The organism is Pseudokineococcus sp. 5B2Z-1, from assembly GCF_037482305.1.
Taxonomy (GTDB): Bacteria; Actinomycetota; Actinomycetes; order Actinomycetales; family Quadrisphaeraceae; genus Pseudokineococcus.
The window spans coordinates 421899-446877 of record NZ_JBBHZG010000003.1; the positions used below are offsets into that span (position 1 = coordinate 421899).

General features: G+C 76.3%; 22 protein-coding genes and 2 pseudogenes. 5 read left to right on the top strand and 19 right to left on the bottom strand.

What is annotated here, in order from left to right:
* Positions 1-59: 59 nt before the first annotated feature.
* Positions 60-1304, top strand: coding sequence for an FAD-dependent oxidoreductase (locus tag WDV85_RS10465; protein WP_339570551.1), 1245 nt, complete (start codon positions 60-62; stop codon positions 1302-1304).
* A gap of 22 nt (positions 1305-1326) precedes the next feature.
* On the opposite strand, the gene WDV85_RS10470 is transcribed toward WDV85_RS10465, so the two are convergent.
* The 3 genes from WDV85_RS10470 to WDV85_RS10480 all read right to left on the bottom strand — a co-directional run bounded on the left by WDV85_RS10470 (position 1327) and on the right by WDV85_RS10480 (position 3931).
* Entirely contained in the window at positions 1327-2172 is an 846-nt protein-coding gene (locus tag WDV85_RS10470; RefSeq protein WP_339570552.1) for an MBL fold metallo-hydrolase, read from the bottom strand.
* A 10-nt stretch (positions 2173-2182) separates the two neighbouring features.
* On the bottom strand, positions 2183-3394 hold the full coding sequence (locus tag WDV85_RS10475; protein ID WP_445263294.1) for an alcohol dehydrogenase catalytic domain-containing protein: 1212 nt from the start codon (positions 3392-3394) through the stop codon (positions 2183-2185).
* 294 nt (positions 3395-3688) lie between these two features.
* On the bottom strand, positions 3689-3931 hold the full coding sequence (locus WDV85_RS10480) for a hypothetical protein (RefSeq protein ID WP_339570554.1): 243 nt from the start codon (positions 3929-3931) through the stop codon (positions 3689-3691).
* 213 nt (positions 3932-4144) lie between these two features.
* Here WDV85_RS10480 and WDV85_RS10485 point away from each other — a divergent pair, with 213 nt between their 5' ends.
* Complete coding sequence (locus tag WDV85_RS10485) at positions 4145-5059, top strand: LysR family transcriptional regulator (RefSeq protein ID WP_339570555.1); 915 nt, start codon at positions 4145-4147, stop codon at positions 5057-5059.
* On the opposite strand, the gene WDV85_RS10490 is transcribed toward WDV85_RS10485, so the two are convergent.
* Positions 5050-7650: a hypothetical protein gene (locus tag WDV85_RS10490; protein WP_339570556.1), complete on the bottom strand. Its 2601-nt coding sequence runs from the start codon at positions 7648-7650 to the stop codon at positions 5050-5052. The genes WDV85_RS10485 and WDV85_RS10490 overlap by 10 nt on opposite strands.
* A gap of 183 nt (positions 7651-7833) precedes the next feature.
* Between WDV85_RS10490 and WDV85_RS10495 the strand changes: the two genes are divergently transcribed.
* Positions 7834-8658, top strand: coding sequence for a YaaA family protein (locus WDV85_RS10495; protein WP_339570557.1), 825 nt, complete (start codon positions 7834-7836; stop codon positions 8656-8658).
* 90 nt (positions 8659-8748) lie between these two features.
* Positions 8749-9945, top strand: coding sequence for an SLC13 family permease (locus WDV85_RS10500; protein ID WP_339570558.1), 1197 nt, complete (start codon positions 8749-8751; stop codon positions 9943-9945).
* Positions 9946-10028: 83 nt separating this feature from the next.
* Here the strand turns inward: WDV85_RS10500 and WDV85_RS10505 are convergent, their stop codons facing one another.
* A complete protein-coding gene (locus tag WDV85_RS10505) occupies positions 10029-11525 on the bottom strand; it encodes a gluconokinase (RefSeq protein WP_339570622.1) in 1497 nt (498 codons plus the stop codon).
* Between the two features lie 164 nt (positions 11526-11689).
* Here WDV85_RS10505 and WDV85_RS10510 point away from each other — a divergent pair, with 164 nt between their 5' ends.
* Positions 11690-13573: an adenylyl cyclase gene (locus WDV85_RS10510; RefSeq protein ID WP_445263295.1), complete on the top strand. Its 1884-nt coding sequence runs from the start codon at positions 11690-11692 to the stop codon at positions 13571-13573.
* Between the two features lie 68 nt (positions 13574-13641).
* Here WDV85_RS10510 and WDV85_RS10515 read toward each other — a convergent pair whose 3' ends face one another.
* From WDV85_RS10515 to WDV85_RS10575, 14 genes and pseudogenes are all read right to left on the bottom strand, one after another.
* A complete protein-coding gene (locus tag WDV85_RS10515) occupies positions 13642-14637 on the bottom strand; it encodes a LacI family DNA-binding transcriptional regulator (RefSeq protein ID WP_339570560.1) in 996 nt (331 codons plus the stop codon).
* Between the two features lie 188 nt (positions 14638-14825).
* The gene (locus WDV85_RS10520; protein ID WP_339570561.1) at positions 14826-15803 is read right to left on the bottom strand and encodes a nitrilase-related carbon-nitrogen hydrolase; all 978 of its coding nucleotides are present in this window, start codon (positions 15801-15803) and stop codon (positions 14826-14828) included.
* A gap of 323 nt (positions 15804-16126) precedes the next feature.
* A complete protein-coding gene (locus WDV85_RS10525; protein ID WP_339570562.1) occupies positions 16127-16834 on the bottom strand; it encodes an NADPH-dependent F420 reductase in 708 nt (235 codons plus the stop codon).
* A 181-nt stretch (positions 16835-17015) separates the two neighbouring features.
* Entirely contained in the window at positions 17016-17435 is a 420-nt protein-coding gene (locus WDV85_RS10530; protein WP_339570563.1) for a type II toxin-antitoxin system VapC family toxin, read from the bottom strand.
* A 6-nt stretch (positions 17436-17441) separates the two neighbouring features.
* Complete coding sequence (locus WDV85_RS10535; protein WP_339570564.1) at positions 17442-17705, bottom strand: type II toxin-antitoxin system Phd/YefM family antitoxin; 264 nt, start codon at positions 17703-17705, stop codon at positions 17442-17444.
* Positions 17706-17780: 75 nt separating this feature from the next.
* Positions 17781-18584, bottom strand: a complete 804-nt coding sequence (locus tag WDV85_RS10540) for an SDR family NAD(P)-dependent oxidoreductase (RefSeq protein ID WP_339570565.1) — start codon at positions 18582-18584, stop codon at positions 17781-17783.
* 146 nt (positions 18585-18730) lie between these two features.
* On the bottom strand, positions 18731-19894 hold the full coding sequence (locus tag WDV85_RS10545) for an O-succinylhomoserine sulfhydrylase (protein WP_445263296.1): 1164 nt from the start codon (positions 19892-19894) through the stop codon (positions 18731-18733).
* Positions 19895-20001: 107 nt separating this feature from the next.
* Positions 20002-20412 (bottom strand): annotated as a pseudogene (locus WDV85_RS10550) (rhodanese-like domain-containing protein); the annotation flags it as partial.
* Between the two features lie 104 nt (positions 20413-20516).
* Positions 20517-20747 (bottom strand): DUF1737 domain-containing protein, encoded by a 231-nt coding sequence (locus tag WDV85_RS17140; RefSeq protein ID WP_445263297.1) that lies wholly within the window; start codon positions 20745-20747, stop codon positions 20517-20519.
* A gap of 45 nt (positions 20748-20792) precedes the next feature.
* Positions 20793-21389, bottom strand: a pseudogene (locus WDV85_RS10555) (reverse transcriptase-like protein); the annotation flags it as partial.
* The gene (locus tag WDV85_RS10560) at positions 21386-22204 is read right to left on the bottom strand and encodes a zinc ribbon domain-containing protein (protein WP_339570569.1); all 819 of its coding nucleotides are present in this window, start codon (positions 22202-22204) and stop codon (positions 21386-21388) included. The pseudogene WDV85_RS10555 and the gene WDV85_RS10560, both read right to left, overlap by 4 nt.
* Before the next feature lie 35 nt (positions 22205-22239).
* Positions 22240-22689, bottom strand: a complete 450-nt coding sequence (locus WDV85_RS10565) for a PPOX class F420-dependent oxidoreductase (protein WP_339570570.1) — start codon at positions 22687-22689, stop codon at positions 22240-22242.
* 98 nt (positions 22690-22787) lie between these two features.
* Positions 22788-23966, bottom strand: coding sequence for a Nif3-like dinuclear metal center hexameric protein (locus WDV85_RS10570; RefSeq protein WP_339570623.1), 1179 nt, complete (start codon positions 23964-23966; stop codon positions 22788-22790).
* Positions 23967-24149: 183 nt separating this feature from the next.
* Positions 24150-24944 (bottom strand): SDR family NAD(P)-dependent oxidoreductase, encoded by a 795-nt coding sequence (locus WDV85_RS10575; protein ID WP_339570571.1) that lies wholly within the window; start codon positions 24942-24944, stop codon positions 24150-24152.
* Between the last annotated feature and the right edge of the window lie 35 nt (positions 24945-24979).

Consider the following 24979-nt stretch of genomic DNA (forward strand, 5'->3'; position numbering starts at 1 on the left):
GGGCCCGGCCGCGCCGCTGCGGGCGCCGTCGCGCACGATGGCCCGGAGCCGCCGCCGGGGTGGCGGAGGGCGGTGGGCAGGTGGAGGTCGTCGTCGTCGGCGCCGGCGTCGGGGGGCTCGCCGCGGCACGGGGCCTGCACCGCGACGGCCACGCCGTGGTCGTGCTCGAGGAGGCGCCGGCGCTCCGCGACAGCGGGGGCGCGGTGACGCTCTGGCCGGGGGCCACGGCCGTCCTCGACGACCTGGACGTCGACGCCGAGCGGCTGGGCCGGCGCCTGACGCGCATGGAGCGCCGCTCGCCGGACGGACGTCCGCTGCTGTCGCTCGACCTGCGGGCCGCCGGCGGGGCCGTCGTGACCGTGCCGCGCGGCCGGCTCGTCGACGCCCTCGCCGCGGGCGCGACGCGCTCGCTCGTGCGGACGGGCGCCCGGTGCACGGGGCTCGCCGAAGGCTCTCCGGACGGAGACGGCGGGGGGCGCCCGGCCGTGCTGCTCGACGGGGGCGGGCGCGCGGAGGCGGACGCGGTGGTCGGCGCGGACGGCGCGCGCAGCGCCGTCCGCGCGGCGCTGCACGGCGACGCCCTGCGCCCCACGGGGGCGACGACGTGGCAGCTGCCGCCCCTGCCCACGGGGACGGCCCTCGACGACGGGGACGCCTGCCTCCTCCTCGTGGGGCGGGCCGGGATGCTCGGGCTCAACCCCTGCGGCGACGGGCTGGTGCAGGTGTGGTGGGACGTCCGCCGGCCGCCGGCCGTCGCGGGCGAGGAGCGCACGGGCAGAGGACCCCACGACGGCCCCGAGGAGCCGGCGCGCCTGCTGCGCCGGCTCTTCGGCGGCTGGCGCGCGCCCGAGGCGCGGGCGGCCCTCGCCCTGCTGGACGACCCGCGGGCGCGGCTCACCGCCTACGAGCGCGGCACCTACCGGGTCCACCGGCCGTGGGGCCGCGGGCGCGCCACGCTGCTGGGTGACGCGGCCCACGCCGTGCCGCCCGCCCTCGCGCAGGGCACCAACCAGGCCCTCGAGGACGCCGCCGCCCTCGCCCGCGCGCTGCGCCGGCCCTCCGCCGCGGCCGACCCGGCGGCGGCGCTGCGCTCCTACGAGCGCGAGAGCCACCCCCGCACGGCGCTGGTCTCCGAGGCGTCGCGGCGCGAGCCCACCGGCCGGGTCCTGCCCGAGGCCCTCCTGCGCGCCGTCCCCGACCGCGCCGCCACCGCGCTCCTGCGGGGCTGGCTGCGGGCCACCAGCGACCGGACGACGGGCCAGCGGACGACGGGCCGGGGGACGGCGGGCGACCGGGCGGCGTGAGGCCGCCTCGTCGGGCGGCGGCTCAGCCCGCGGGGACGAGCGAGACCGTCTCCCCGCGCTGGACGAGGCGCAGCTCGCCGGGCAGGCGGCGCCGCCGCCACTCGTCGACGAAGTGCCCGAGCGAGGAGCGGAAGACCGTGTAGTCGTCGTAGTGCACCGGGACGGTGACGCCGGGCGCGAGCATCCGCACGACGTCGGCGCCCTGGCGGTCGTCCATCGTCACGAGCAGCCCGAGCACCCGCGTGCCGCCCAGGTGGAGGACGGCCGCGTCGAGCGGTCCGTGGCGCTCGACGACCTCGTGGAGGAAGGGCCGCCGGAGGGTGTCGCCGCTCACCCAGAGCCGGTGGACGAGCGCCGGCTCCACGGCGCCCTCGCCGTGGAGGAGCTCGTAGACGGTGCCCATGACGTCGGGGAGGACCCGCGCCACCGGCCCCGGCCCGTGGGTGCCAGGCGTCGAGGTGATCCGCAGGGTCCAGCCGTCGCGCCGCAGCACGGTCGTCTCCCACGTCGCCAGCCCGCGCGCCGCCGAGAAGCCCCAGCGCTGCAGCCGCTCGGCGGCCTGCCCGGTGGTGAGGACGGGCAGGTCCCGCGCGAGACCGCGCCGGGCGACCCGGTCGAAGTGGTCACCGTGGAGGTGGCTGAGCACGACGCCGTCGAGCGCGGGCAGCTCGTCCACCCGCATCGCCGGCTCGGACAGGCGCTTGCTGACCAGCCCGTACCCGAGCCAGGCGCGCTGGCCGCGGTGGAGGAAGTTGGGGTCCGTCAGCAGCGTGAAGGGCCCGAGCCGCAGGACGGTCGTCGCCGTCCCGACGAAGTGGGCCGTGGCCACCGGCGCCCCCTCGGGGGCGCCGGTGGGCTCGTCCGTCACGGCCGTCCGCTCACGCCACGTCGAGGACCGTCTTGAGCCAGCCCTCCTCGCGCCGGTCGAAGCGCTCGTAGGCGTCGATCGCCGAGGTCGTCGGCTCGTCCTGGCTGATGAAGCGCAGCGGGTCCACGACCCCGGTCGCGACGAGGTCGAGCAGCGGCGGGATGGTCGGCCGGTGGTTGCAGTTGCCCATCCGGACCGTGAGGTTCTTGTTCATCGCCGCGCCGAGCGGGTAGCTCGTCATCGTCGGGCCGTAGACGCCGATGACGCCGATCTGGCCGTTCTTGGCGACGCACTCGACCGCCCACTGCGAGGCCTGGCTCGGGGCGTTCCCCGGGACCCACTGGTCCCCCTGCGGGTCGGCGTCGGGCGCCGCCTGCCGGACCTCCTGCGCGAACTGGTCGGCCTGCTGCTCCCCCTGCTCGGCGGCCGGCCCGCGCTGCCGCCGCTGGGAGTCGACGCCGACGCAGTCGATGACGCGGTCGACGCCGACGCCGCCCGTGAGGGACATCACCGTCTCGACCGGGTCCTCGGCGTCGAAGTCGACGACCTCGGCGTGCTGCGCGAGCGCCTGCGCCAGACGGGTCTGCACGCGGTCCACGACGATGACGCGGCCGGCGCCCTGCCGCTTCGCCGACTCGATCGCGAACTGGCCGACGACGCCCGCGCCGAGCACGAGCACCGTGTCACCGCGGGACACGCCCGCCAGCTCCGCGCCGAACCAGGCGGTCGGGAAGATGTCGGACAGGAGGATGGCCTGCTCGTCGGAGACCGAGTCCGGCAGGGGCACCAGCGTGTTGACCGCCCACGGGATGCGGGCCTTCTCGGCCTGGAGGCCGTCGACGGGCCCCGTGCTCTGCGGCCCGCCGAAGAAGCAGGTGCCGGCCTGGGGCCCGTTGGGGTTGGCGACGTCGCACTGGGCCGTCTGGCCCATCCGGCAGTAGCGGCACATGCCGCACGAGACGGTGGAGGCGACGACGACCCGGTCGCCCGGCGTGAGCCCGCGGACGGCGCTGCCGACCTCGGTGACGACGCCGACGGCCTCGTGGCCGAGGATCGTGCCCTCGGCCATGGGCGCCATCGTGCCGCGGACGAAGTGCAGGTCCGTGCCGCAGATCGCGCTGCGGGTGATGTCGATGACGGCGTCCGTGGGCTCTTGCACCTGCGGGTCCGGGACGTCGTCGAGGCGGATGTCTCCGATGCCGTGCCAGACGACAGCCTTCATGGGGTGCTCCTCGCTGCAGGTGGCGTGCGCGGGGTGCGCCGTCGTCTCCAGCACGGGCCCCGCGGCCACCCCTCCACGCTGGGCCCCGGGGGGGGGGGGGGGGNTGCCAGACGACAGCCTTCATGGGGTGCTCCTCGCTGCAGGTGGCGTGCGCGGGGTGCGCCGTCGTCTCCAGCACGGGCCCCGCGGCCACCCCTCCACGCTGGGCCCCGGGCCGGGGTCCGGCAACCGGACCCCGGCCCCGGCGCCCGCCCCGGTGGGGGACGTGGCAGCGAGGAGGTCGTCGGGGGGACCTCAGAGGTGAGCGGCGGGCAGGCGCTCGGCGCCACCTCCGTGCCGGGGCCCGGGGACCGGGACGTCGACCGGGCGCCGGTCGGCGGAGAGCGCGAGCTCGCGGAACCCGCGCACGGCGTCGCGGGCCAGGTCGCCGCTCCCGGCGTGCGCGAGCGGCACGCGGAGGCGGCGCGGCACGGCCTGGCGGCCGAGGGCGACGACCCAGGCGGCGAGGGCCAGCAGCAGGAAGAAGGTGAAGGTCATGAGGGCTCCTCCTCGGAGGTCGTCGGGGTGCGCGAGCGACTGCCGCGCACGGCGTCCCGGCGTGCGGGACGGCGACCACCACGCGCCGACGCGGGCGTGGACCACCTCGGCGCGCCGTCGCAGGATCCAGTGTCCGCGTCGTCGACCTTCCCGTCCAGCGACCCTGTCCGAGCGGTACCGTTCACCTCTGCTGACCGTTCCGAGGGGCGCACCGTGCTCGACGTCCACCGGCTCCGCCTGCTCCACGAGCTCGACCGCCGCGGGACCCTCGCCGAGGTCGCCGCCGCCCTGGGGTACAGCAGGTCCGCTGTCTCGCAGCAGCTCTCGCAGCTCCAGCGCGAGGCCGGGGCCCAGCTGCTCGAGCCGGCCGGCCGTCGCGTGCGGCTCACCGCGGCGGGCCGGGTGCTCGTGGGCCACGCGGACGCCGTCCTGGCGCAGCTCGAGCAGGCGGAGGCGGACCTCGCCGCCCTCGGGTCCACGGCGCGCGGCACCCTGCGGGTCGCCGCCTTCGCCTCCGTCCTGCTCTCGCTCGTGCCCGACGCGCTCACCTGGTTGGCCGAGCACCACCCCGACCTGCGCGTCGAGCTCGTCGAGCAGGAGCCCGCGCCCGCGCTGTCGGCCCTCACCGCCCACGACGCGGACCTCGTCCTCGGCGAGGAGTACCCCGGCTCGCCGACCGCGCGCTCGCCGGGCGTCGACCTCGAGGACCTCCTCCACGACGAGTTCCGCCTCGCCGTGCCGCTCGAGGGTCCGCTGGCCGGTCGAGGCCACCGCCTGGAGGACCACGCGGACGTCCCGTGGGTGATGGAGCCGCCGCGCCTGGACCCGGGCCGCTGGGCGCTGGCCCGCTGCCGCGAGGCGGGCTTCGAGCCCGACGTGCGGATCGTCACGAGCGACGTCCTCCTGCACGCCCACCTCGTCGCCTCCGGCCACGCCGTGGCGCTCGTCCCGGACCTCGCCCGCGCCGGCCGGACGCCGGGCGTCCGCCTGCACCGCCTGCCCGAGCGCCCGCGGCGCCGCCTCTTCACCGCCGTGCGGCGCGGCGCCGCCACGAGCCCGGGCGTCCGGGCGCTGCGCGAGAGCCTGCGCGTCGCCGTCGACGCGGCCGGCGCACCTCCTCAGAGCTGACCTCGGCTCAGGTGATCGAGGGCCTGCCGCCCCGGGCAGGCACTCCCTCCGATACCACCGAGCACGGAGCACGCCTGCATGGAGCAGGAGGTCTCGACCTCGCCAGAGTCGCCGCCTGAGAGGACAGCGGGAGATCCGGAGACCGCACTGACCTCTTGGCACCAGGCATGGAGAGCCGTGTCGAGCCCGGGCTTGCACTGCAACACCCACCCCTCCTCCACTGGATCGAGGAGTGCTTCGAGCAGGGTTGCCGTCGACGACCACAGCGCTCTACGACGCTCCGCCTCACCAGCCGCTGCCACCCGCGATCCCGGCACGAGCTGAGCGTGCTCGCGCACCACGCGCAGGTGCCAGGTCCGCACGTCCGTGCTCATCTGTGCGGCCCGATCCAGGAGGTCTGCGAGCCGCTCGGTCCCGTGAGCGTCACTCGCCAGCTCCCACGTGGACATCGGCTCGTCCGCGTAGGTCGGATAGACGGCAAGGGCTCGATGTGCCGGTCTGAGCTGCTCGACGACCAGCACGCGCTCCTTCCACGAAGCCGTGTCCGAGGCCACCTGAGCGAGGAGGCGCCAAGCGTCATCGTCCTCTCGACGCCAGGTCTCGTCATCGAAGGCCTCCCGGTCACCGCCGAGGACGGCGGCACGGTGGCGCGACAGCGCCAGCAGCACCGCCACTCGGTGGCGGTGCCTGAGGAGCTGGCTCACGCTCCTGGGCCGTCGTCCAACGCTGCCGGGAAGGGCTAGCCAGAGGAAGCGCGCGAACTCAGGCTGTCGACGCAGCAGGTGCAGGTCGTCGTCCTCGCTGGCGAGCCAGTCCGCCCGTGCGGAGACGAACTGGCTGTCCGTCGTCGCCACGGCGATCTGCAGGTGCCGGATGGCACGGTGCGCCAGTTCGCCCCGGTGCGCTGAGTCCTCATCCAGCTCCATGGCGACTGCGTAGGTGCAAGCCAGGTTGTAGTGCTCCTGCCATGCAGAGCGGGAGCGCAGCCTCTGCCACGCCCGCCGTGAACGCGTCCGCACCATTCCGTCGACGACGTCGCACCAGCCAGCGCCGGCTCGGGCGGCACTGACGGCCAGGGGCGCAGGAGAGCCCAGGACGCGACGTCCCCAGGCGGTGGGGATCTGAGTCATGTCGCTTCGTGCCCGCAGACCGAGGCGAGCCTCCGCGGCGAGGAGCTGCAGGGTGGACCAGGGTGCGAGCACGGTGACGGCCGCTTGGCTCACCGCCGATCGGCCACGCCGGCGTCCCCTCCACCAGGCGTAGTCACGCACGAGCTCCCGCGCTTCGTCGGCAGCCAGGACGCGGAACCACCACTCGAGCCGACATCCATGCCCCTCCAGGTCGACGCACTCGAGGGCGGCCTGCTGAGAAGGGGTGGGTGACTCCCTCCCGGCGTTCGGGTATGCCGACTTGACGATCTGCCTCACGGGCTCACGAAGCCAGTCGGTCAACGTCTCCCGGGTCATGCGGTGCTCGCGGTCTTGTCGCTGACGCCAGTCGTCGGCGAGGTGGCTCGACGCGGCTAGCAGGCAGACGAGCCGATACCTCAGCAGAAGCAGTACGTCGGGCTTGGAGACGAGGACCCCGTACCGCCAAGGTCGTCTGATGCCAGCACCGTCGGTCCCTGTCGCATGGCCCTGTGCGACGGGTCGCCGCAAGCGGTTCCACACCCGACGGTCCAGCTCGGCTCCCGCGTCCAGTGCGGCGGAGTAGGTCGCGAGAGCGGCGACCCTACGTCCCATGAGCTCCTCGACGAGGCCCACGCGGTAGCGCACGTAGAGATTGCCCGGATCGAGAGCACAGGCTCGCCGGAAGGCCCCCAGTGCCTCTTCCAGCCGACGTTCGCCTAATCGCGCCTCGCCCGTCCGGTACGCCTCGAAAAGACGCGGATCGAGGGAGACGCCTTGATGCCAGGACCATGGTGGCCGGGAGCCCAGTCGCGTTCGTGGAACCAGCCAGGCACCGAAGGCGTTGGCAGCCGTCTTGGCCGCCGCCTCAGCCGTGACTCCGCGGGCGGTGATGGTCGTGCCGAGGGCACCCGACATCCCTCCGCTGACGTCGATGACGACGCTCCAGCAGTGGCCCGGGCCCGCACGGTGGTGGATGGTCCCAGCCACCCGGTAGGCCGCGGGCGCAACGAGGCCCGCGAGTCCGTGGACGAGCATCGCCCACGGACTTGAAGCTGTCGTCGCCGCTTGCCGCACCTCCTCCACCACGCCCTCTCCCGCACCGCTGCTGCCGGGGATGGACGTCGGGACGGAAACCCGCATCGACGCCAGCGCCTCGCGGAAGGTCGCCGTGGCGCGACCCGCGACCTCCGCGCTGGGCGGGATGCAATCGGGGCTTGAGCAGTCCTCCCCTTGCGACGCGGTCGTCAGTTCACGGACGACGATGGGCCCAGGACGCCGTCGGGTCGTCGCCGACCTCAACGAGGTGAACGCGAGTCCGACCAGGAGGAGCGCACTCACCCGCAGGGTGCCGAGCACGACCTCGTCGCGCAGGACGACCACCCACCGGGGCGATGGGTCGGCTGGCTGCTCTAGCAGCGGTGGAACCACGAGGACCGACAGAGCGAAGACGAGTGCCGCCACGAGCAGGCACCAGGCGAGCCTCGTGCGCGGGGCGCGCGCGGGGGTGATGATCGATCGACTCAAGCCGCCACCACCCCCTGTAGGTGCGGTCCAGGGTGACGTACAGATGTCACGAGCGACAAGGCTCTGCGGACGCCCTCCTCTGGCGCACCTCTCGCTGCGAAGCCTCCGTAGGCTCCGGCCGTGCTCGTGCTGCTCCCGCCGTCCCAGGGCAAGACCGGCGCCGAGGAGGGCGAGCCCGTCGACCTGCGCGCCCTCTCCTCCCCCGGCCTGACGCCGACCCGCCGCCGGGTGCTCGGCGCGGCGGCCCGGCTGAGCCGCACCCGCGCGGGCCGCGAGGCCCTCGGCGCCGGCAGCGAGCAGCTGCGCCCGGAGGCCGAGCGCACCACCCGCTGGCGCACGGAGCCCGCCGTCCCGGTGGCCGAGCTCTACACCGGGGTCCTCTACGACGCCCTCGACCTCGCCTCCCTCGACGACGGCGCCCGCGAGCGCGCCGTCGAGCGGCTCCTCGTCTCCTCGGCGGCGTGGGGCGCCCTGCGGCTCGACGACCGCGTGCCGCCGTACCGGCTGTCCATGGGGGTCCCTCTCCCGGACCTGGGCGGGCTGGCCGCGCTGTGGCGCGAGCCGCTGCGCGCCGCGCTCGACCCGCTGGCCGCGGGCCGCCTCGTCGTCGACTGCCGCTCCGCCGACTACGCCGCGGCCTGGACCCCGCGCGGTGGGACGGCCTCCCGGACGGCGTCCGTGCGGGTCCTGCGCGAGAGCGACGGGAAGCGGTCCGTCGTCTCCCACATGGCCAAGCACACCCGCGGGCTCGTCGCGCGGGCCTGCGCCCTCGAGCCGTCGGCGCCCGCGACACCGGAGGAGCTGCGCGACCTGCTCGCCACCGCCCTGCCGCCCCTGGTGCGCGACGCCACGGCCGCGTCCGTGCGGGGTGCTGACGACGTCGTCGTCGAGCTCGGCCCCCCGGCCAAGGACGGGCGCCGTGCGCTCGACGTCGTCCTGCGGTGACGCCCCCGTCGGCCTGCGACGCCGGTCCGCTGCGCCGCTCCGGGGTGGGCCGGGGGCGGCGCACCGCCGCGCCCGGGGCGCCGTGCTGACGTGAGGGCCGCGCTGCAGCACCCCTCCGCGCGCGGCGGCGTCTGGCTCCTGCTCGCGGGGGCGGGCGCGCTGGCCGTGGTGAGCGGTGCCCTGAGCGAGGACGGCGCCCGCGACGTGGTCGGGCGGACGGCGCCCGTGCTGCTCTTCGTGCTCGGCATCACCGTGGTCGCGACGCTGGCCGACCGCGCCGGCGTCTTCGCCGCCGCGGCCGGGCGCCTCGCCGCCCTCGCGGGCGGACGGCGGTGGGTGCTGTGGCTGTCCGTCGTCGCCCTGGCGACGGCGTGCACCGCCGTCCTGTCTCTCGACACCACCGCGGTGCTGCTGACGCCGGTCGTGCTCGTCCTGGCCCGGCGCATCGGCACCCCGCCGATGCTCCTCGCGATGACGACGGTCTGGCTGGCCAGCACCGCGTCCCTGCTGCTGCCCGTGGCGAACCTCACCAACCTCCTCGCGGTGGCCGGTCCCGGGCTCCCCGGCGGGGAGGCGCAGTTCCTGCGGCTCGCGCTGGCGCCCGCCGTCGTCGGCGTGCTCGTCACCGTGGCGGTCCTCGCCCTGCTCGGGCGGCCGGCGCTGCGCGGCCGCTACGACCCCGCGCTCGTGCCGCCGCCGGCCACCGCGGACCGCGGCGAGCTCGTCCTCGCGTCGGTCGTCTGCGTGCTGCTCGCGCCCGCGCTGGCGCTGCTGCCGCTCGTCGGCGTCCCCGTCGAGGTGCCCGCCCTCGTGGCGGCCGTGGTCCTGCTCGCGGCGGCCGTGCGCCGCCGCGCCTCGCTGCGCGGGCTCACCGACCTGCCCCTCCTCGTCGGCGTCCTCGGCCTCTTCCTCCTCGTGGCCGCCGCCGGCGAGCACGGCCTCACGGCGCCCCTCGCGGTCGCCGCCGGCGACGGCGAGGGCTTCGGCGGGCTGCTGCGCCTGGCGGCCGTCGGCGCCGTCGGCGCCAACCTCGTCGACAACCTGCCCGCCTACCTGGCCCTGGAGCCCGTCGCCGGGAGCCCGGAGCGCGTCGTCGCCCTCCTCGTCGGCGTCGGCCTGGGCCCGCTCGTCACGCCGTGGGCGTGCCTGGCCACGCTGCTGTGGGCGCGGGCGTGCCGCGAGGCCGGCGTGCCCGTCGACTGGTGGCGCTTCGCCGCCCGCGGGCTCGTGCTCGTGCCGCTCGTCGTCGTCGCCGCCGTGGCGGCCCTGGCCGTGCAGCCGGCCTGACCCCCGCCGCACCTGTTCGACGCTCGTGACCGTGCACGGTCACGAGCGCCGAACAGGTCCACCCCCTCCCGTCGGCTCGGGTCTCAGCGACCCCGCGCGACGTCGTACAGCGCGTCGAAGCGCTCCCGGACGGCGGCGTAGTGCCCCGCCCGCTCGCTCCGGGGCTCGAAGACGCCCGCCACCGGCGGGTCGGCGCGGACGACGTCGGGCGCCAGCGCCTCGAGCGCCAGCAGCGCGGTGCCGCGCAGCGTCGTCCGCTTGAGGTCGACCCGCTGGACGGGCGCGCCGATGGCGTCGGCGACCAGCTGCAGCAGGTGGGGAAGGCCCTGGGTGATGCGTCCCGAGGCGACGAGGCGCTCGGGGCGGCCCGCCACCTCGACGAGCTGCTCGACGACCCGCGCGTACGTCGTCGCGACGCCCTCGGCGCTGCCGCGGAACAGCGCCTCGGGCGTCGTGCCCGCGGAGACGTCGGCGACGACGGCGCGGGCGCTCGCCGCCCACCCGGTGCTGCGCTCGCCGGACAGGAAGGGCACGACGGCCGGCGTCCGCGGGTCCGGGGCCGCGGCGAGGACGGCGTCGAGCGCCGCGTCGTCCTCGGGCAGCCGCAGGGTCGCCTGCGCCCACGCCACGAGCCGGCCGACGTCGTTGACGGCGCCGCCGAGCAGGCTGCGCCGCGCGTCGACCCGGTAGCACCACAGGCCCTCGGGGACGTGCTCGGGCACACCGGGGACGAGCACCCTCACGGCCCCGCTCGTGGCCGCCGCGAGGGCCATCGACGCGGCGTCGCCCGCACCGGTGCCGAGGTTGCTCGAGAGGCCGTCGGCGACGGCCGGGAACCAGGCGGCGTGCGCGAGCGCCGGCCAGCGGCGGGCCACGCGGGCGGCGTCGACGCCGTCGATCGGCACGCCGGGGTCCTGCACCGGCGAGAGGTGCTGCGCCGTCGTGCCGCTCGCGGCGAGCAGCTCCTCGTCCCAGCGGCCCGTGCGACGGTCGAGCATCCCCGTCCAGGCCGCCGTGGGCGTGCTCGCCGCGGTGACCCCCAGCAGCCGGAGGTGGACGTACTCGCCGAGCGACGTCCACGTGGCGACCCGGGCGACGAGGTCGGGGCGGGTCTCGGCCAGCCACCGCAGCCGGGGCGCGAGGTAGCTCGTGTGCAGGCGCGTCCCCGTGCGCTGCTGGACGGCGGCCTCGTCGAGCTCGGTGCGCAGCGGGGCGACGTGCGCCGCGGCGCGGGAGTCGGCGTAGGTCGAGCAGGGCCCGAGCGCGCGCCCGCTCGCGTCGACGCCGACCAGCGAGGTGGCGAAGGTGTCGAGCGCCACGCCCGCCACGGGCGGGCCCTCGTGGTGGTCGAGCAGCCGCGTGAGCACGTCGGCGACCTCGTCGACCACCTGGTCGGCGTCGACCTCCGAGGTGCCGTCGGCCCCCGTGGTGAAGGCGTGGGCGACCTTGGCCCGGCGACCGACCGGTCGCCCGGTCGCGTCGTGGATCGCGCCGCGCGTCGCCGTCGACCCCACGTCCAGCGCCAGCACGAGCGGCTCCTGCGCCGCTGCCGGTGCCACGGCGAACTCGTCGCGTCCCATCACCGACCTCCCCTCGTCGAGGGGCCGAACCTACGCGGCGGCGTGCGCAGGCGGATCGAGCACCGCCGGCCCTGGGCAGGAGCGCGCCGTCGTGCGACGATCCGCGCGCTGGTGACACGAGTCACCAAGTGACGCCCTCGACGAGGAGGACCACGTTGCGACACCTGCCCCCCCGACCCGGACGGACGGGACGGCGCGCCGCCGCCGCCCTGACCGCCGGTCTCCTGCTCACCGGCGCCCTCGGCGCCGGCCCCGCGGCCGCAGCGCCGCCCCAGCCCCCCACGTCGGACCTCGGCCCGAACGTCACGGTCTTCGACCCGAGCATGCCGACGGCGGAGATCCAGGCCAGGGTCGACGAGGTCTACGCCCAGCAGTTCACCAACGAGTTCGGCACCGAGCGCTACGCGCTGCTCTTCCGCCCCGGCACCTACGGCACCGACGCCGAGCCGCTGCAGGTGAAGGTCGGCTACTACACCGAGGTCGCCGGCCTCGGCGCCTCGCCGGACGACGTCACCATCAACGGCAAGGTCGAGGTCTACAACCGCTGCCGCCCGAACGCCGACGGCAGCCCCAACTGCATCGCCCTCGACAACTTCTGGCGCACCGTGTCCAACCTCCACATCGCCGTGAACGCGGCCGGGCAGGACGGCTGCCGCTCGACGGCCAACTTCTTCGCCGTCTCGCAGGCCTCGCCGATGCGGCGCGTGCACGTCACCGGCGGCACGCTCTCGCTGATGGACTACTGCACCGACGGGCCGCAGTTCGCGAGCGGCGGCTTCATGGCCGACACGGTCGCCGGCGACGTCGTCAACGGCTCGCAGCAGCAGTGGCTCACCCGCAACAGCTCGATCGGCTCGTGGTCCAACGGCGTCTGGAACCAGGTGTTCTCCGGCGTCGAGGGCGCCCCGAGCGAGGAGGGCTTCCCCACGCCGCCGTACACGGTGCTCGACGAGACGCCGCTCAGCCGCGAGAAGCCCTGGCTCTGGGTCGACGGGAAGGGCCGCTACCAGGTCCGCGTGCCCGCGGCGCACCGCGGCACCCGCGGCGCCTCGTGGGAGCAGGACCTGGCCGAGGGGCGCACCCTGCCGCTGTCGTCCTTCTACGTCGCCACGCCCCGCAGCGCCGTCAAGGACATCAACAACGCCCTCGCGCGCGGCAGCAACCTCCTGCTCACGCCGGGCGTCTACGACGTCGACCGCACCATCGCCGTGAAGCGGGCCGGCACCGTCGTGCTCGGGCTCGGCCACGCCACCCTCACCGCGGTCGGCGGCGCCGTGCCCCTGACCGTCGCCGACGTCCCCGGCGTCGTCGTCGCGGGCGTCACGATCGACGCCGGCACCGTCGAGTCGCCGGTGCTGCTGCAGGTGGGGTCGAAGAACGGGAACGCGGGCCGGGCGCACCGCGGGGCCGACGACCCGACGACCCTGTCGGACGTCTTCTTCCGCGTCGGCGGGCCCCACGTCGGCAAGGTGGACACCGCGCTCGAGGTCAACAGCGACGACGTCCTCGTCGACCACACCTGGGTGTGGCGCGGCGACCACGGCGTCGAGGACTTCTCCGGCGGGTTCCTCGGCGACGACGAGCGCTGGGCCGTCAACACCGGCCGCCAGGGCGCCGTCGTCAACGGCGACGACGTCACCGCGACCGGCCTCTTCGTCGAGCACTTCCAGCGGGTCAACACCACCTGGAACGGCGAGCGCGGCACCGTGGTGCTGTACCAGAACGAGCTGCCGTACGACCCGCCCACGCAGGCCGACTGGACGCAGCCCGACGGCACGCTCGGCTACCCCGGCTACCGGGTGGCGGACTCGGTGCGCACGCACCGCCTCTACGGCGGCGGGTCGTACGTCTACAACCGGAACGACCCGAGCATCGTGACCGAGAACGGGTTCGAGACGCCGACGACGCCGGGCGTCCAGCTGCACCACCTGCTCACCGTCAACCTCGGCGCGGGAACCATCCGCCACGTCGTCGAGGGCGTCGGCGGCCAGGTGGACGACACGAACACCGGTACGCCGCAGTACGTCGCGGACTTCCCCGTCCGCTGACCTCCTGGACCCTTGAGGTCCTTGGTCGCTGAGGTCTGGTGACCCGGCGTCCGGGGACGCGCTCGCGCTCAGGCGGACTCGCGCACCACGAGCTCGAGGAGGTCGAGGGGCGCCGCCGGCGGCCCGTGGTCGGCGCCGTCGTCGTCGATGCCCGCGACCAGCTGGGCGACGAGGTGGGCCACCTGCCGGTCGACGGACTGCGCGACCGTCGTCAGCGGCGGCGCGGCGAGCCGGGCCAGGGGCACGTCGTCGACGCCGACGACGGCGACGTCGTCGGGCACCCGCAGCCCCTCCTCCCGGACGCCCGCGAGGACGGCGAGGGCGACCTCGTCGTTGTACGCCGCCACCCCCGTCACGGCGTCGCCCGCCGACCGCCACGCGCGCACGGCCGCGGCCGCCGACGTCGCCTCCAGCTCCACCTCGCGGACGACCGGCGCGGGCAGGCCGATCTCCGCGCACGCGGCGCGCACGCCGGCGAGCCGCTGGTCGGCGAAGGCCGCGACGCGCCGGTCCGCCGGGTAGGCGTAGCCGAGGGCGCGGCGGCCCGTGCCCGCGAGGTGCTCGGCCTGCAGCCGACCGGCGCGCACCTGGTCGCCCGCGAAGGGGGCGCGGCCCCCGCCCTCCGCCGCCGCCGTCGTCAGCACCTGGATGCCGGCGCGGCGCATGGCCGCCTCGTCCTCGGGGGCGAACGCGGTGAGACCGACGACGGCGCGGACGTCGACGGCGCGCCACAGGTCCGAGAGGGGACGGCGGTCGCGCCCGTGGTGGGCGAGCAGGGCCATGCCCCGCGCGGCCAGCTCCTCGGTGAGGTCCTCGAGGAGGACGTCGACGACCGGCCCGATCGGCCAGTCGGGCAGCACGCAGAGCACGAGGTCGCTGCGACCGGTGCGCAGGGCGCGGGCCGCGGCGGACGGCGCGTACCCGAGCCGGCGCGCCGTCTCGACGACGCGCTCGCGGGTCGCCTCGGAGATCGAGGCGTCGCGGCGGCCGTTGAGCACGTAGCTGACCGTGGTGCGCGAGACGCCGCTGGCGCGCGCGACGTCGGCGCTCGTCGTCCGGGCCACGCGCTCTCCTCCGCCGGGGACCGGACCGTCCGGACGCCCGGCGCGGATGCTCCCACGGCCGGCCCAGCCCCGGCTGCGCCCGTCCTCGGTGCCGGTGCAGGTGCCCGGCGGACGGACGCGGACGACCGCAGGTCCGGCGGGTGGGTGCTCGGGCGGGCGACCGTGCGTGACGGGCGCCCGCCCGACGGTCACTCGACGGGCGCCGGCACCGCAGCGGCGACCTCGGCACCGACCGGCTCACGGACGGCGGGCACGTGCGCGACCCCGGCCTCGTCGGCGTGCGGGAGCAGGGGCGCGGTGAGCGCGCCGTAGAGGTCGGGGCGCCGGTCGCCCCACAGGTGCCCGTGCCGGCCGAGCCGGCGGTCGCGGACGGCCTGCAGGTCGACCGTCGCCCAGGCGACGCCCTCGCCCTCGACGTCCTCGCTGAGGACCCAGCCCTCGGCGCCGACGACGGCGGAACCCTCGCTCCACTCGACGCCGCGCTCGACGCCGGTCCGGTCGCTGCACGCGACGACGACGTGGTTGGCGCGCGCCGCCCCCATGGCCGCGACCTGGCCGATCGGCCGCTCCCCCGGCGGCCGGTAGCCGGCCGCCCAGTTCGTCGGGACGGCGATGAGGTCGGCGCCGGCGAGCGCCGCGGTGCGCGGCCACTCGGGGAAGCCGAGGTCGTAGCAGATGAGCGCGGCGACGCGGCCGTGCGACGTCTCGACGACGGGCGGCGGGGCGTCACCGGGCGTGAAGAGGTGCCGCTCGGCGTCCCAGAGGTGCACCTTGCGGTAGACGGCGCGCACGCCGGTCGCGTCGACGACGGCCGCGCTGTTGTGCAGGCGCCCGTCCTCGGCCAGCTCGAGGAAGCCGCCGACGACGACGGCGCCCGGCCGGGCGCTGCAGGCCTCGGCCCACCCGGCGAGCACCGGGGAGGTCGCGGGGACGGCCACCGACCGCGCCTCGTGGACGTCGGCCAGCACGTAGCCGCTCGTCACGAGCTCGGGCAGCACGACGACGTCCGCGCCGTCGAGGACGGCGGCCGTGATGGCCGCCGCCGAGCGGGCGGCGTTGGCCGCGAGGTCGAGCAGCACCGGGGCGACCTGGACGGCGGCGACGCGCGTGCCCCGCCAGCCCCCCGTATCGGAGCCCGGCTCGTAGAAGGTGGTGATGTGGCTCACGGCAGGCTCCTTCCGGCTGAGGGTCGCCCGGCGCGTCGTGCGTCGCCGGACGTCGTCCACGTCGTCGTGGTGGCGGGACGGTAGCCCCTCCATCGCCCTCCGCGCGCCCTCCCTGAGGCCCCGCCATCCAGTGTTCACGGCGCGCTACACGACCGTTACACGGCGGGCCTCCGGAGGGGTCCCGGGCGGGGTGGTGAGGCCGCTGCCGACCGGGACGACGACGCCCCGGAGCACCGCTCGTGGCGGCGCTCCGGGGCGTCGTGGGACTGCGCTCAGAGGGTGTCGATCAGCTGGGCGGTGTCGATCAGCTGGGGCAGTGTCGATCAGCTGGGCGGGGCCGCCTGCGCGGGCTGGGGCTCGCTGACGCGGTCCGCGCGGGCCAGGGCCTCACGGACGTCCTCGGCGCTGCCGCGCGAGGGCTTCGTGACGTCGCCGTCGGTCGCGTACGGCATGACGTAGACGGGGCGGCCGTTCTCCGAGCGCCAGCTGTCGTCGAGCCCGCCGCCGTCGACGACGTCGTAGCCGATCGCGTCGAGGAACGCGGTCACCTCACCCTTGGCGCCGGCGTGGTCGCCGAAGACCGGCAGCGCGCTGCGCTCCTCGCCCTGCGGGCGCCCGAGCTGGCCCAGGGCGACGAAGAAGATGTTGTTGAAGGCCTTGACCACGTGCGAGGCCTGCAGGTGCTCCTGCAGCAGGCCGCTCGTCGTCGCCTCGGCGTGGTCGAGGGCGTCGACGTGCCCGTCGCGGTCCGGGTAGTAGTTGTTCGTGTCGATCACGGTCTTGGCGGCCAGCGGCGCGGCCGGGATCGCCTGGTAGGCGTGCAGCGGGACGGTCACGACCACGAGGTCGCCCGCCTCCGCGGCCTCCGTCGCGGTCGCGGCCCGCGCCCGGGGGCCGAGCTCGCCGACGAGGTCCGCCAGCGTCTCCGGGCCGCGGGAGTTGGAGAGCACCACGTCGTAGCCGGCGTCCACGGCCAGGCGCGCGACGGTGCTGCCGATGTTGCCGGCCCCGATGAGTCCGATCGTCGTCATGCCCGGGGCAACGACCGCACCGCCCTGGCTCTTCCGCCCGCCGACGACCGGTGCGGCGCGCCCGGAGCAGAGATCGGTGGCCGGCCCCTCGACCTGCCGGCGTCGAGACGGTCGCACGTCGTCGGGGGTCGGAGGGCGCGACCGCGGCGGAGCGAGACCTCCGCGCGTCGCCTCGAGAGGGCTACGGCACGACGCGCAGTCCCGCGGCTCGTGCCCCGCGGGCGAGCCGGTCGTCCCACACCGCCACGACGAGGTCCCCCGCGTCGACGGCGAGCGCACTGCCGAGGTGGACGGCGTCGGCGCCGCGCAGGCCGTGCTCGACCGCGAGGTCCCCGGCTCGCGCAGCGACCGCCGGGCTCAGCTCGACGGTCCTGAGGCCGACCGAGAGGCTCGCCCACTGGCGGTCAGCCGCCGCCCACCCCGCCTCGTCGATCCGAGCGCCACGACGGGCGGTCGCGAGCGCGGCGCGGACCTCGACACCGGCGAGGCGGCTGGAGACGACGGCGTCGGCGCGGTCCCAGAGCGCCGCCGCGAGGTCGCTGCCGTCCTCGTCCACCACGAGCTTCACGAGGGCGCTGCTGTCGAGGTAGACGACGGACACAGCAGCTCAGCGACGCTGCTCGCCGATGAGGCTCGAGACGTCACCGCGCGCCCGGACGCGCGCCACGTCGCCCGCCCGGAGCCCGGGCCCCGGCTCAGGACGCGACAGCAGCCCCTCCCGGGTGAGCCGTTCCAGCAGGGACACCTGCTCGACCGCCGTCAGACGCGCCACGGGGGCGCCGCGGTCGGTGACGACGACGTCCTCGCCCTCGCGGGCGCGGGTGATCCATGCGGCGAGGTCCGCCCTGAGGTCGGTGACGGAGACGTGCACGGAGGAACTGTACAGAGGTCAGCGACGCGGCGTACGGGCGCGTCGTCGTCCGGACGTCCCGCGACCAGGCGTCGCTCACGCCATCCGGAGGACGTTGCCCGTCACGCGGTCCGCCGCCTCGGACGCCAGCCAGGCGATGACGCGGGCCGGGTCGTCGGGCCCGGCCACGCCCATCCACCGGTCGTCCGCCGCGACGGCGTCGCGCACCTCGTCGGTGACCCAGCCGGTGTCCGTGACGGGCGGGTGGACGGCGTTGGCGGTGACGCCGAAGCGGGAGAGCTCGAGCGCCGCCGACAGCGTCAGGCTGACGAGCGCTGCCTTCGCGGCGCCGTACGACACCTCGCCGGGGAAGCCCTCGGCGCCACCGGACGTCAGCGTGACGATCCGCCCCCACGTGCCGCCCCGCGCCTGCAGCCGCACGGCGAAGTCCGCGATGAGGGCCGCCCCGGCGCGCGCGTCGACGGCGAGCTGGCGGTCGAAGCTCTCGACGGTGAGCCCGTGCTGGGGCCGGCCCGCCCAGTCGCGCTCCTGCGGGCGGAAGGTGTCGAGCAGCGACGCCGTCGCGTTGTGCACGAGGACGTCGACGGGGCCGAGCTCGGCCTCGGCGCGGTCGAGGAGGCCGGGGACGACGTCCGCGTCGGAGAGGTCGGCGGCGACGGCCAGCGCGGTGCCGCCGTCGGCGCGGATCGCGGCGACGACGCCGTCGGCGTCGGAGGCGTGCGCGCGCCGCGAGCCCTCCTCGGCCTCGGGGTCGTCGAAGGCGTGGAAGGTGAGGAGGACGGCGCACCCGTCGGCGGCGAGGCGCCGCGCGGTGGCGGCGCCGATGCCGTGGTTGGCGCCCGTGACGAGGGCGACGTGGCGGTGCGGGGAGGCGGGCACGCGCGGACGCTACGAGGCGCCCGTCGCACGGTCGAGGGACTTCTCGCGCCGACGACGGAAGCCGTGTGCTGAGGACGCGGTCAGCCGCGTCCTCAGCACACCGCTCCCCTCACCCGGTGCTCTCGGGCGCGGGGGCGCCCCGGCCCTCAGCCCGGCAGCGCCTGCGCCAGGTCCTCGAGCAGGTCGTCGACGTCCTCGAGCCCGACCGACAGCCGCACGAGCCCGTCGGTGATGCCGACGCGCGCGCGGCCCTCCGGCCCGAGGCGGCGGTGCGTCGTCGTCGCGGGGTGGGTGATGAGCGACTTGGAGTCGCCGAGGTTGTTGGAGATGTCGACGACGCGCAGCCCGTCGAGCAGCCGGAACGCCGCGTCCTTGCCGCCGTCGAGCGTCATCGTGACCACCGTCCCGCCGCCGCTCATCTGCGCGCGGGCGAGGTCGGCCTGCGGGTGGCTGTCGAGGAAGGGGTAGACGACGGACCGCACGCCCGGCTGCCCCTCGAGCCACCGCGCGATCCGCTCGGCCGAGGCGACCTGGCGCTCGACCCGCATCGCCAGCGTCTCCAGGCCCTTCGTGAGCACCCAGGCGTTGAACGGCGACAGCGACGGGCCCGTGTGCCGGATGAGCGTCTCCACCCCGCCGGTCAGCAGCTCGGTCGGCCCGAGGATCGCCCCGCCGAGGGTGCGCCCCTGCCCGTCGATGTGCTTCGTCGTCGAGTACACGACGACGTCGGCGCCCATCTCCATCGGCTTCTGCAGCACCGGGGTGGCGAAGACGTTGTCGACGACGACCGTCGCGCCGGCCGCGTGCGCCATCTCGGCGACGCGGCGGACGTCGACGACCTCCTGCATGGGGTTCGACGGCGTCTCGAAGAACACGGCCGTCGTCGGCTGCGCGAGCGCGGCCTCCCACTGGTCGAGGTCGGCTCCGTCGACGAAGACCGTCTCGACGCCCCAGCGCGGGAGGACCTCGTCGAGGATGACGAAGCACGAGCCGAAGAGGCTGCGCGCCGCGACGACGCGGTCGCCCTGGCCCAGCAGCGCCGCGAGCGCGGTGAAGACCGCGGACATGCCGGACGCCGTCGCCACGCACGCCGGCGCGCCCTCGAGCAGCCGCAGCCGCTCCTCGAACGTCGCGACCGTCGGGTTGCCGTAGCGGGAGTAGACGAACCGGTCGACCTCCCCGGAGAAGGCCGCCTCGGCCTCGGCGGCCGAGCCGTAGACATACCCGGACGTCAGGTACAGCGCCTCGGCCGTCTCGGAGAAGCCCGAGCGCGCGAGACCGCCGCGGACGGCGAGGGTGTCGGGGCGCAGTCGGCGGGCGCCGTCCCCCGCCGACGGGTCGTCGGAGGCCGCGGCCGCCGGGTCGAGCGGGAAGACGGCGTCGTCGGCGCCCCCGTCGTGAGGACCCCCGGGCGGGGTCACCCCTGCCGCCACGGCAGCCCGTCGGCGCGCCAGCCGCGCACCCCGCGGTGGTGGTGGTCGTCCGTCGGGCCCTCGAAGCCGTCGAGGACGTTGTACGCCGGGCCGAGGCCCGCCGTCGTCGCCGCCTGCGCCGCACCGACCGAGCGCACGCCCGAGCGGCAGAGGAAGACGACGGGCGTCCCCTCGCCCACGCCGGCGTCGGCGAGCTCGGCGAGGAAGGACGGGTTGCGCTCGCCCGTCGGGAAGTGCTGCCACTGGACGCCGAGGACGTCGCGGCCCACCGACGACAGGTCGGGCACGCCGACGTAGGCCCACTCGGCGTCGGTGCGGACGTCGACGAGGACGGCGCGCTCGTCGCCGGCGAGCAGGTCCCAGGCCTCGCGGGGCGTGACGTCGCCCGCGTAGGAGCCGTCCGCCGGCGGGGTGCCGACGGGGCCGGGGGCGGCGGCGTCCGGCGTCGCCTCCGGAGCGACCTCCCCGCGCCCCGCGGCGTCCGGGCTGCCGGCCCCGCTCATCGCTGGTCCTCCGGCAGCAGGACCGCCTGGGCGCAGTGCAGCTCGCCGCCCACGACGGTGATGACCGGAGGGCCGTGCAGCACGTACCCGTCGTCGAGGTGGTCGGACACCTTCTGGCAGAAGGCGGGGGTGTCCGGACCGGTGAGGAGCTTGTAGGACTTGCGCCGGGCGGGCGCCGCGTCCGCGTGCCCCTCGGCGGCGGGCCTGGTGGTGGTCGTCGCGCTCATCACATCCTCCTCGAGGTCGGCGGCGCGCAGCTCCTGCAGGTCCTCGTGCTCGGCGACGACGTCGTCCGCCGCGCGGGCGGGCGGGGCGTCGTCGGCGGTGCCGGACAGGTCGAGCAGGAGGTCGCCGTCGTCACCCGTGGGGTCCGGCCGGTCCGACGTCGGCTGCCCCGCCGCGACCCCGGTGGCGATGCGCTTGGGCGCCCACGTCCTCCCCGCCGCGGCGGCGTCCATCGCCTCGTTGGCGAGGCGGTCGGCGTGGCTGTTCTGGGCGCGCGGGATCCACTCGTAGCGCACCTGCTCGCGCGGCCAGACCTCCCGCGCCTCCTGCCACAGGCGCTGCATGTCGGCGTGCTTGACCTTCCAGCGCCCCGACATCTGCTCGACGACGAGCTTGGAGTCCATCCGCACGAGCACGCTCGCGCCCGGGTCGATCTCCCGCGCGGCCCTCAGACCGGCGAGGAGCCCGCCGTACTCGGCGACGTTGTTCGTGGCCCGCCCGATGGCCTCGGCGACCTCGGCGAGCACGGGGCCCGACGGGCCGCCGTCCTTGACGAGCGCGCCGTACCCGGCCGGGCCGGGGTTGCCGCGCGAGCCGCCGTCGGCCTCGACGACGAGGCGCCGCCCGCTCGACGCCGGGCTCACAGCCCCGACTCCGGGGTGCGGACGAGGATGCGGTCGCACTCCTCGCAGCGCAGCACCGCGTCCTCCGGCGCGGAGCGCAGCCGCCCGAGCGCGACGGTGTTCTGCTCCATGCGGCAGCCCTCGCAGCGGCGGGCGCGCAGGGGCGCCGCGCCCATCCCGCCGTGCTCGCGCCGCGACTCCTCGTAGACGGCGAGCAGCTCGTCGCTGACCCCGCCGGCCACGCGCTCGCGGTCGGCGCGCACCGACTCGACGTCGCGGTCGATCTCCGTGACCGCCGTCCGCAGCGCCTCGCGGGCCTGCTCGGCCTCGGCGTCGACCTCCGCCAGGAGCTGCTCGAGCCCGACCAGAGACGTCTGCGCCACCTCCTGGCGCTCCATGACCTCGAGCTCGACCTCCTCGAGGGCGGACTGGCGCCGGGCCAGCGACTCCAGCTCGGAGACGAGGGCGGCGGCGTCCTTCGCGCTCACGGCGCCCGAGTCGAGGCGCTGCTGGTTCCGCGCGGCGCGCTGGCGCACGAGGTCGACGTCCTTCTCGGCGCGGGCGACCTCGCGCTCGACGTCGGACGCCGCCGTGCGGGCGCGGACGACGTCGTCGCGCAGCCCGGCGGCGCGCTGCTCGCGCTCGGCCAGGGCGGTGCGCTCGGGGAGCGTGCGGCGGCGGTGGGCCAGCTGCGACAGCCGGGTGTCGAGGGCCTGGACGTCGAGCAGCCGGAGCTGGTCGCGGGCGGGCGCGGTGGTGGTCAGCGGACCTGTCCTCCCGGTCGGCGGCGCCGCCGCGCCGGAGGGCGGGGCGCCGGGGTGGTGCGGGTCCGCCACGCTACCGCCGACGGCCAGGGCGTCGTGCGCGGACCTCAGGCGTCGCGCAGCCGCAGGCGCAGCACGACCTGGTCGTCCGCCAGCCCGCCCCCGCCGCCGCCGCCGGGGAGCCGTGACCTCAGGCGAGCGGCGGCGTGCACGACGGCGAGGGCGCGGTGGCCGACGGGGTGCTTGCGCCGCAGCAGCTGGTCCACGCGGGCGACCACCGCCGGCGCGTCGGTGACCTCGACGACGACGGGCGTCGTCGTCGCCCCGGGCCGCACCCGCCCGCGCGCGTCGCACGGGGTGAGCGTGGCCTCGGGGTCCCGACGGGCGCGCCGCACCTTCGCCGTCGTCGCGCCGGTCGTCACGAGCAGGACGTCGCCGTCGCGCACGCCCCACACGGGCGTCGCCCGCTCGGTGCCGTCGCGCCGGCGCGTGGCGAGGCTGACGTAGGTCTCACGGCCCAGCTGGTCGAGCAGCCGGTCGCGGGCGGCGGCGTCCATCCGCGGACGCTAGCGGCCCGCGCCGACCCCGGACAGGGCCTCCCGACCTCGACGGGCGACCCCGGCGCCCCGCACGAGGGCCCCCGAGGGCGCGGGCCTCAGCGGACCGGGCCGCCGGGGCTCGCGATGCGGGAGGTCCACGGGTCGGTGCGCCGAGTGCTGATGGTCACCTCGACGGCGCCGCCGGCCTCCTCGAGGTCGGCGCGCAGGCGGTCCCCGGCCCCCTGCAGCCAGGGCCACTCGCTGGCCCAGTGCGAGACGTCGAGCAGGTGCGGAGCACCGCCGCGGGCGCGCTCGCGCAGCTCCGAGGCGGGGTGGTGGCGCAGGTCCGCCGTGACGTAGGCGTCGGCGCCGCTCGCGCGCACCGCGTCGAGCAGGCTGTCCCCGCTGCCCCCGCAGACGGCCACCCGCCGCACGGGCGCGGACAGGTCGCCGGCGATGCGCACGCCGTGGTGGGTGAAGGGCAGGGCCTGGGCGACGACGCCCGCGAGCGCCTCGAGCGTGATCGGCCGCTCCAGGACGCCCACGCGGCCGAGGCCGCGCGGGGAGGACCAGGCCGCCAGCTCGAGGACGTCGACCGCCGGCTCCTCGTAGGGGTGCACCGCGCGCACGGCGGCGAGGACGCGGGAGCGCAGCGCCCGGGGCGCGACCATCTCGACGCGCGCCTCCGGGCCGGTGTGGCGCTGCCCGGGGGTCCCCACCGCCGGGCGGGCCCGCTCACCCGGTGTGAAGGTCTGGACGCCCTCGCCCGTGAAGGCGCAGCGGGCGTACTCGCCGATCTCCCCGGCCCCGGCGGCCGCCATCGCGTCGACGAGGCGCTCGGCGTCCTCGCGCGGCGCGAAGACGACGTGCTTGTCGAGGGGGTCGGCGGGCGCCGCGGACAGCGGCTGCAGGTCGTCGAGCCCGATGCTCCGGGCGAGGGCGTCGGAGACGCCGGGCCGCGCCGAGTCGGCGTTGGTGTGCAGGACGTGCAGCGCGATGCCGGCGCGCACGAGCCGGTGCACCACAGCGCCCTTCGGCTCGTCGGCCCGCACCGAGCGGACCGGGCGCAGCAGCAGGGGGTGGTGGACCAGCAGGAGGTCGACCCCGAGCTCGACGGCCTCGTCGACCACCTCGGCGACCGGGTCGACCGCCAGGAGCACGCGGCGCACGCGCTGGGTCGGGTCCCCGCACACGAGGCCGACGGCGTCCCACTCCTCGGCCGTGGCCGCCGGGTACCGGCGCTCCAGGACGGCGAGCAGGTCCGCGAGCGCGACGCCGTCGCCGTCCGTTCCCATCACCCCGCCACCGTAGCCGCCGACGACGCAGAGTCACCTCAACTCACTCTGCCGGGTGATGCCGTGACCGTCCTGTGACCGAGAGGCGGCGAGTGCGGGGGGTCGCGACGGCGCCCAGGACGGCAGGACGGGGGCGCGCGGGAGGCCGGCCCACGCGCGCCCGACCTCCCGCGACGGGCGACCTCAGATCGTCTGCACCGACCCGGAGTCCACGCGCAGGGTGGCGCCGTTGATGAAGCTGGCTCGGTCGGAGCAGAGGAAGACGATGGCCGAGGCCACCTCCTCGGGCTCCCCGCGGCGCCCCAGCTGCATCCCCGGCCGCTCCTCGGACAGGAAGCTCGAGATGGCCTCGTCGACGTCGGTGCCGAGCTGGTCGGCGCGCTTGCTCATCATCGCGTCGGTCATCGGGGTGGCGATGAAGGCCGGCGCGACGGAGTTCACGAGGATGCCCTCCGCGGCGTAGGTCTTCGACAGGCCCTTCATGAGCGCGAGCGAGCCCGCCTTCGCGGCGCAGTAGGGGATCTCGTCGGCGTACGGCTGGAAGGCGTCCTCGCTCGTCAGCAGGACGATGCGGCCCCAGCCCTTCGGGCGCATGCCGTCGATGAAGGCCTTGACGGTGCGCACCTGCGACATGAGGTCGGTCTCGAGGGTCTTGGTCCAGCCCTCGTCGTCGATCTCGTGGAACATCCCCTGGGCGCCGGTGATCCCCGCGGCCGCCACGATGATGTCGGGCGCACCGCCGAGCCCGGCCTCGACCTCGCTCTTGAGGCGCGCGACGTCGTCGAGCGACGTGAGGTCCGCCGCCACGGTCGTGACCTCCCCCGGGAGGCGACCGGCCGACTCCGCGAGCGAGTCGGCGTCGAGGTCGCTCACCGCTACGCGCACGCCCTCCTCGAGGAGCATGCGAGCGGTGTGCCAGCCGATGCCGGAGTCGGCGCCGGTGACGAGGGCGGTCTTGCCGGACAGGGACAGGTCCATGGGTCCTCCTGGTGGGCGGGTGCCGCGCCGGGCTC

Bases quoted from the DNA above. Each gene is read 5' to 3' on its own strand.
- WDV85_RS10475 (WP_445263294.1), bottom strand. From the start codon at position 3,394: ATGAAGGCTGTCGTCTGGCACGGCATCGGAGACATCCGCCTCGACGAC.
- WDV85_RS10480 (WP_339570554.1), bottom strand. From the start codon at position 3,931: ATGACCTTCACCTTCTTCCTGCTGCTGGCCCTCGCCGCCTGGGTCGTC.
- WDV85_RS10505 (WP_339570622.1), bottom strand. From the start codon at position 11,525: ATGGGACGCGACGAGTTCGCCGTGGCACCGGCAGCGGCGCAGGAGCCG.
- WDV85_RS10525 (WP_339570562.1), bottom strand. From the start codon at position 16,834: ATGACGACGATCGGACTCATCGGGGCCGGCAACATCGGCAGCACCGTC.
- WDV85_RS17140 (WP_445263297.1), bottom strand. From the start codon at position 20,747: ATGAGCGCGACGACCACCACCAGGCCCGCCGCCGAGGGGCACGCGGAC.
- WDV85_RS10565 (WP_339570570.1), bottom strand. From the start codon at position 22,689: ATGGACGCCGCCGCCCGCGACCGGCTGCTCGACCAGCTGGGCCGTGAG.
- WDV85_RS10570 (WP_339570623.1), bottom strand. From the start codon at position 23,966: ATGGGAACGGACGGCGACGGCGTCGCGCTCGCGGACCTGCTCGCCGTC.
- WDV85_RS10575 (WP_339570571.1), bottom strand. From the start codon at position 24,944: ATGGACCTGTCCCTGTCCGGCAAGACCGCCCTCGTCACCGGCGCCGAC.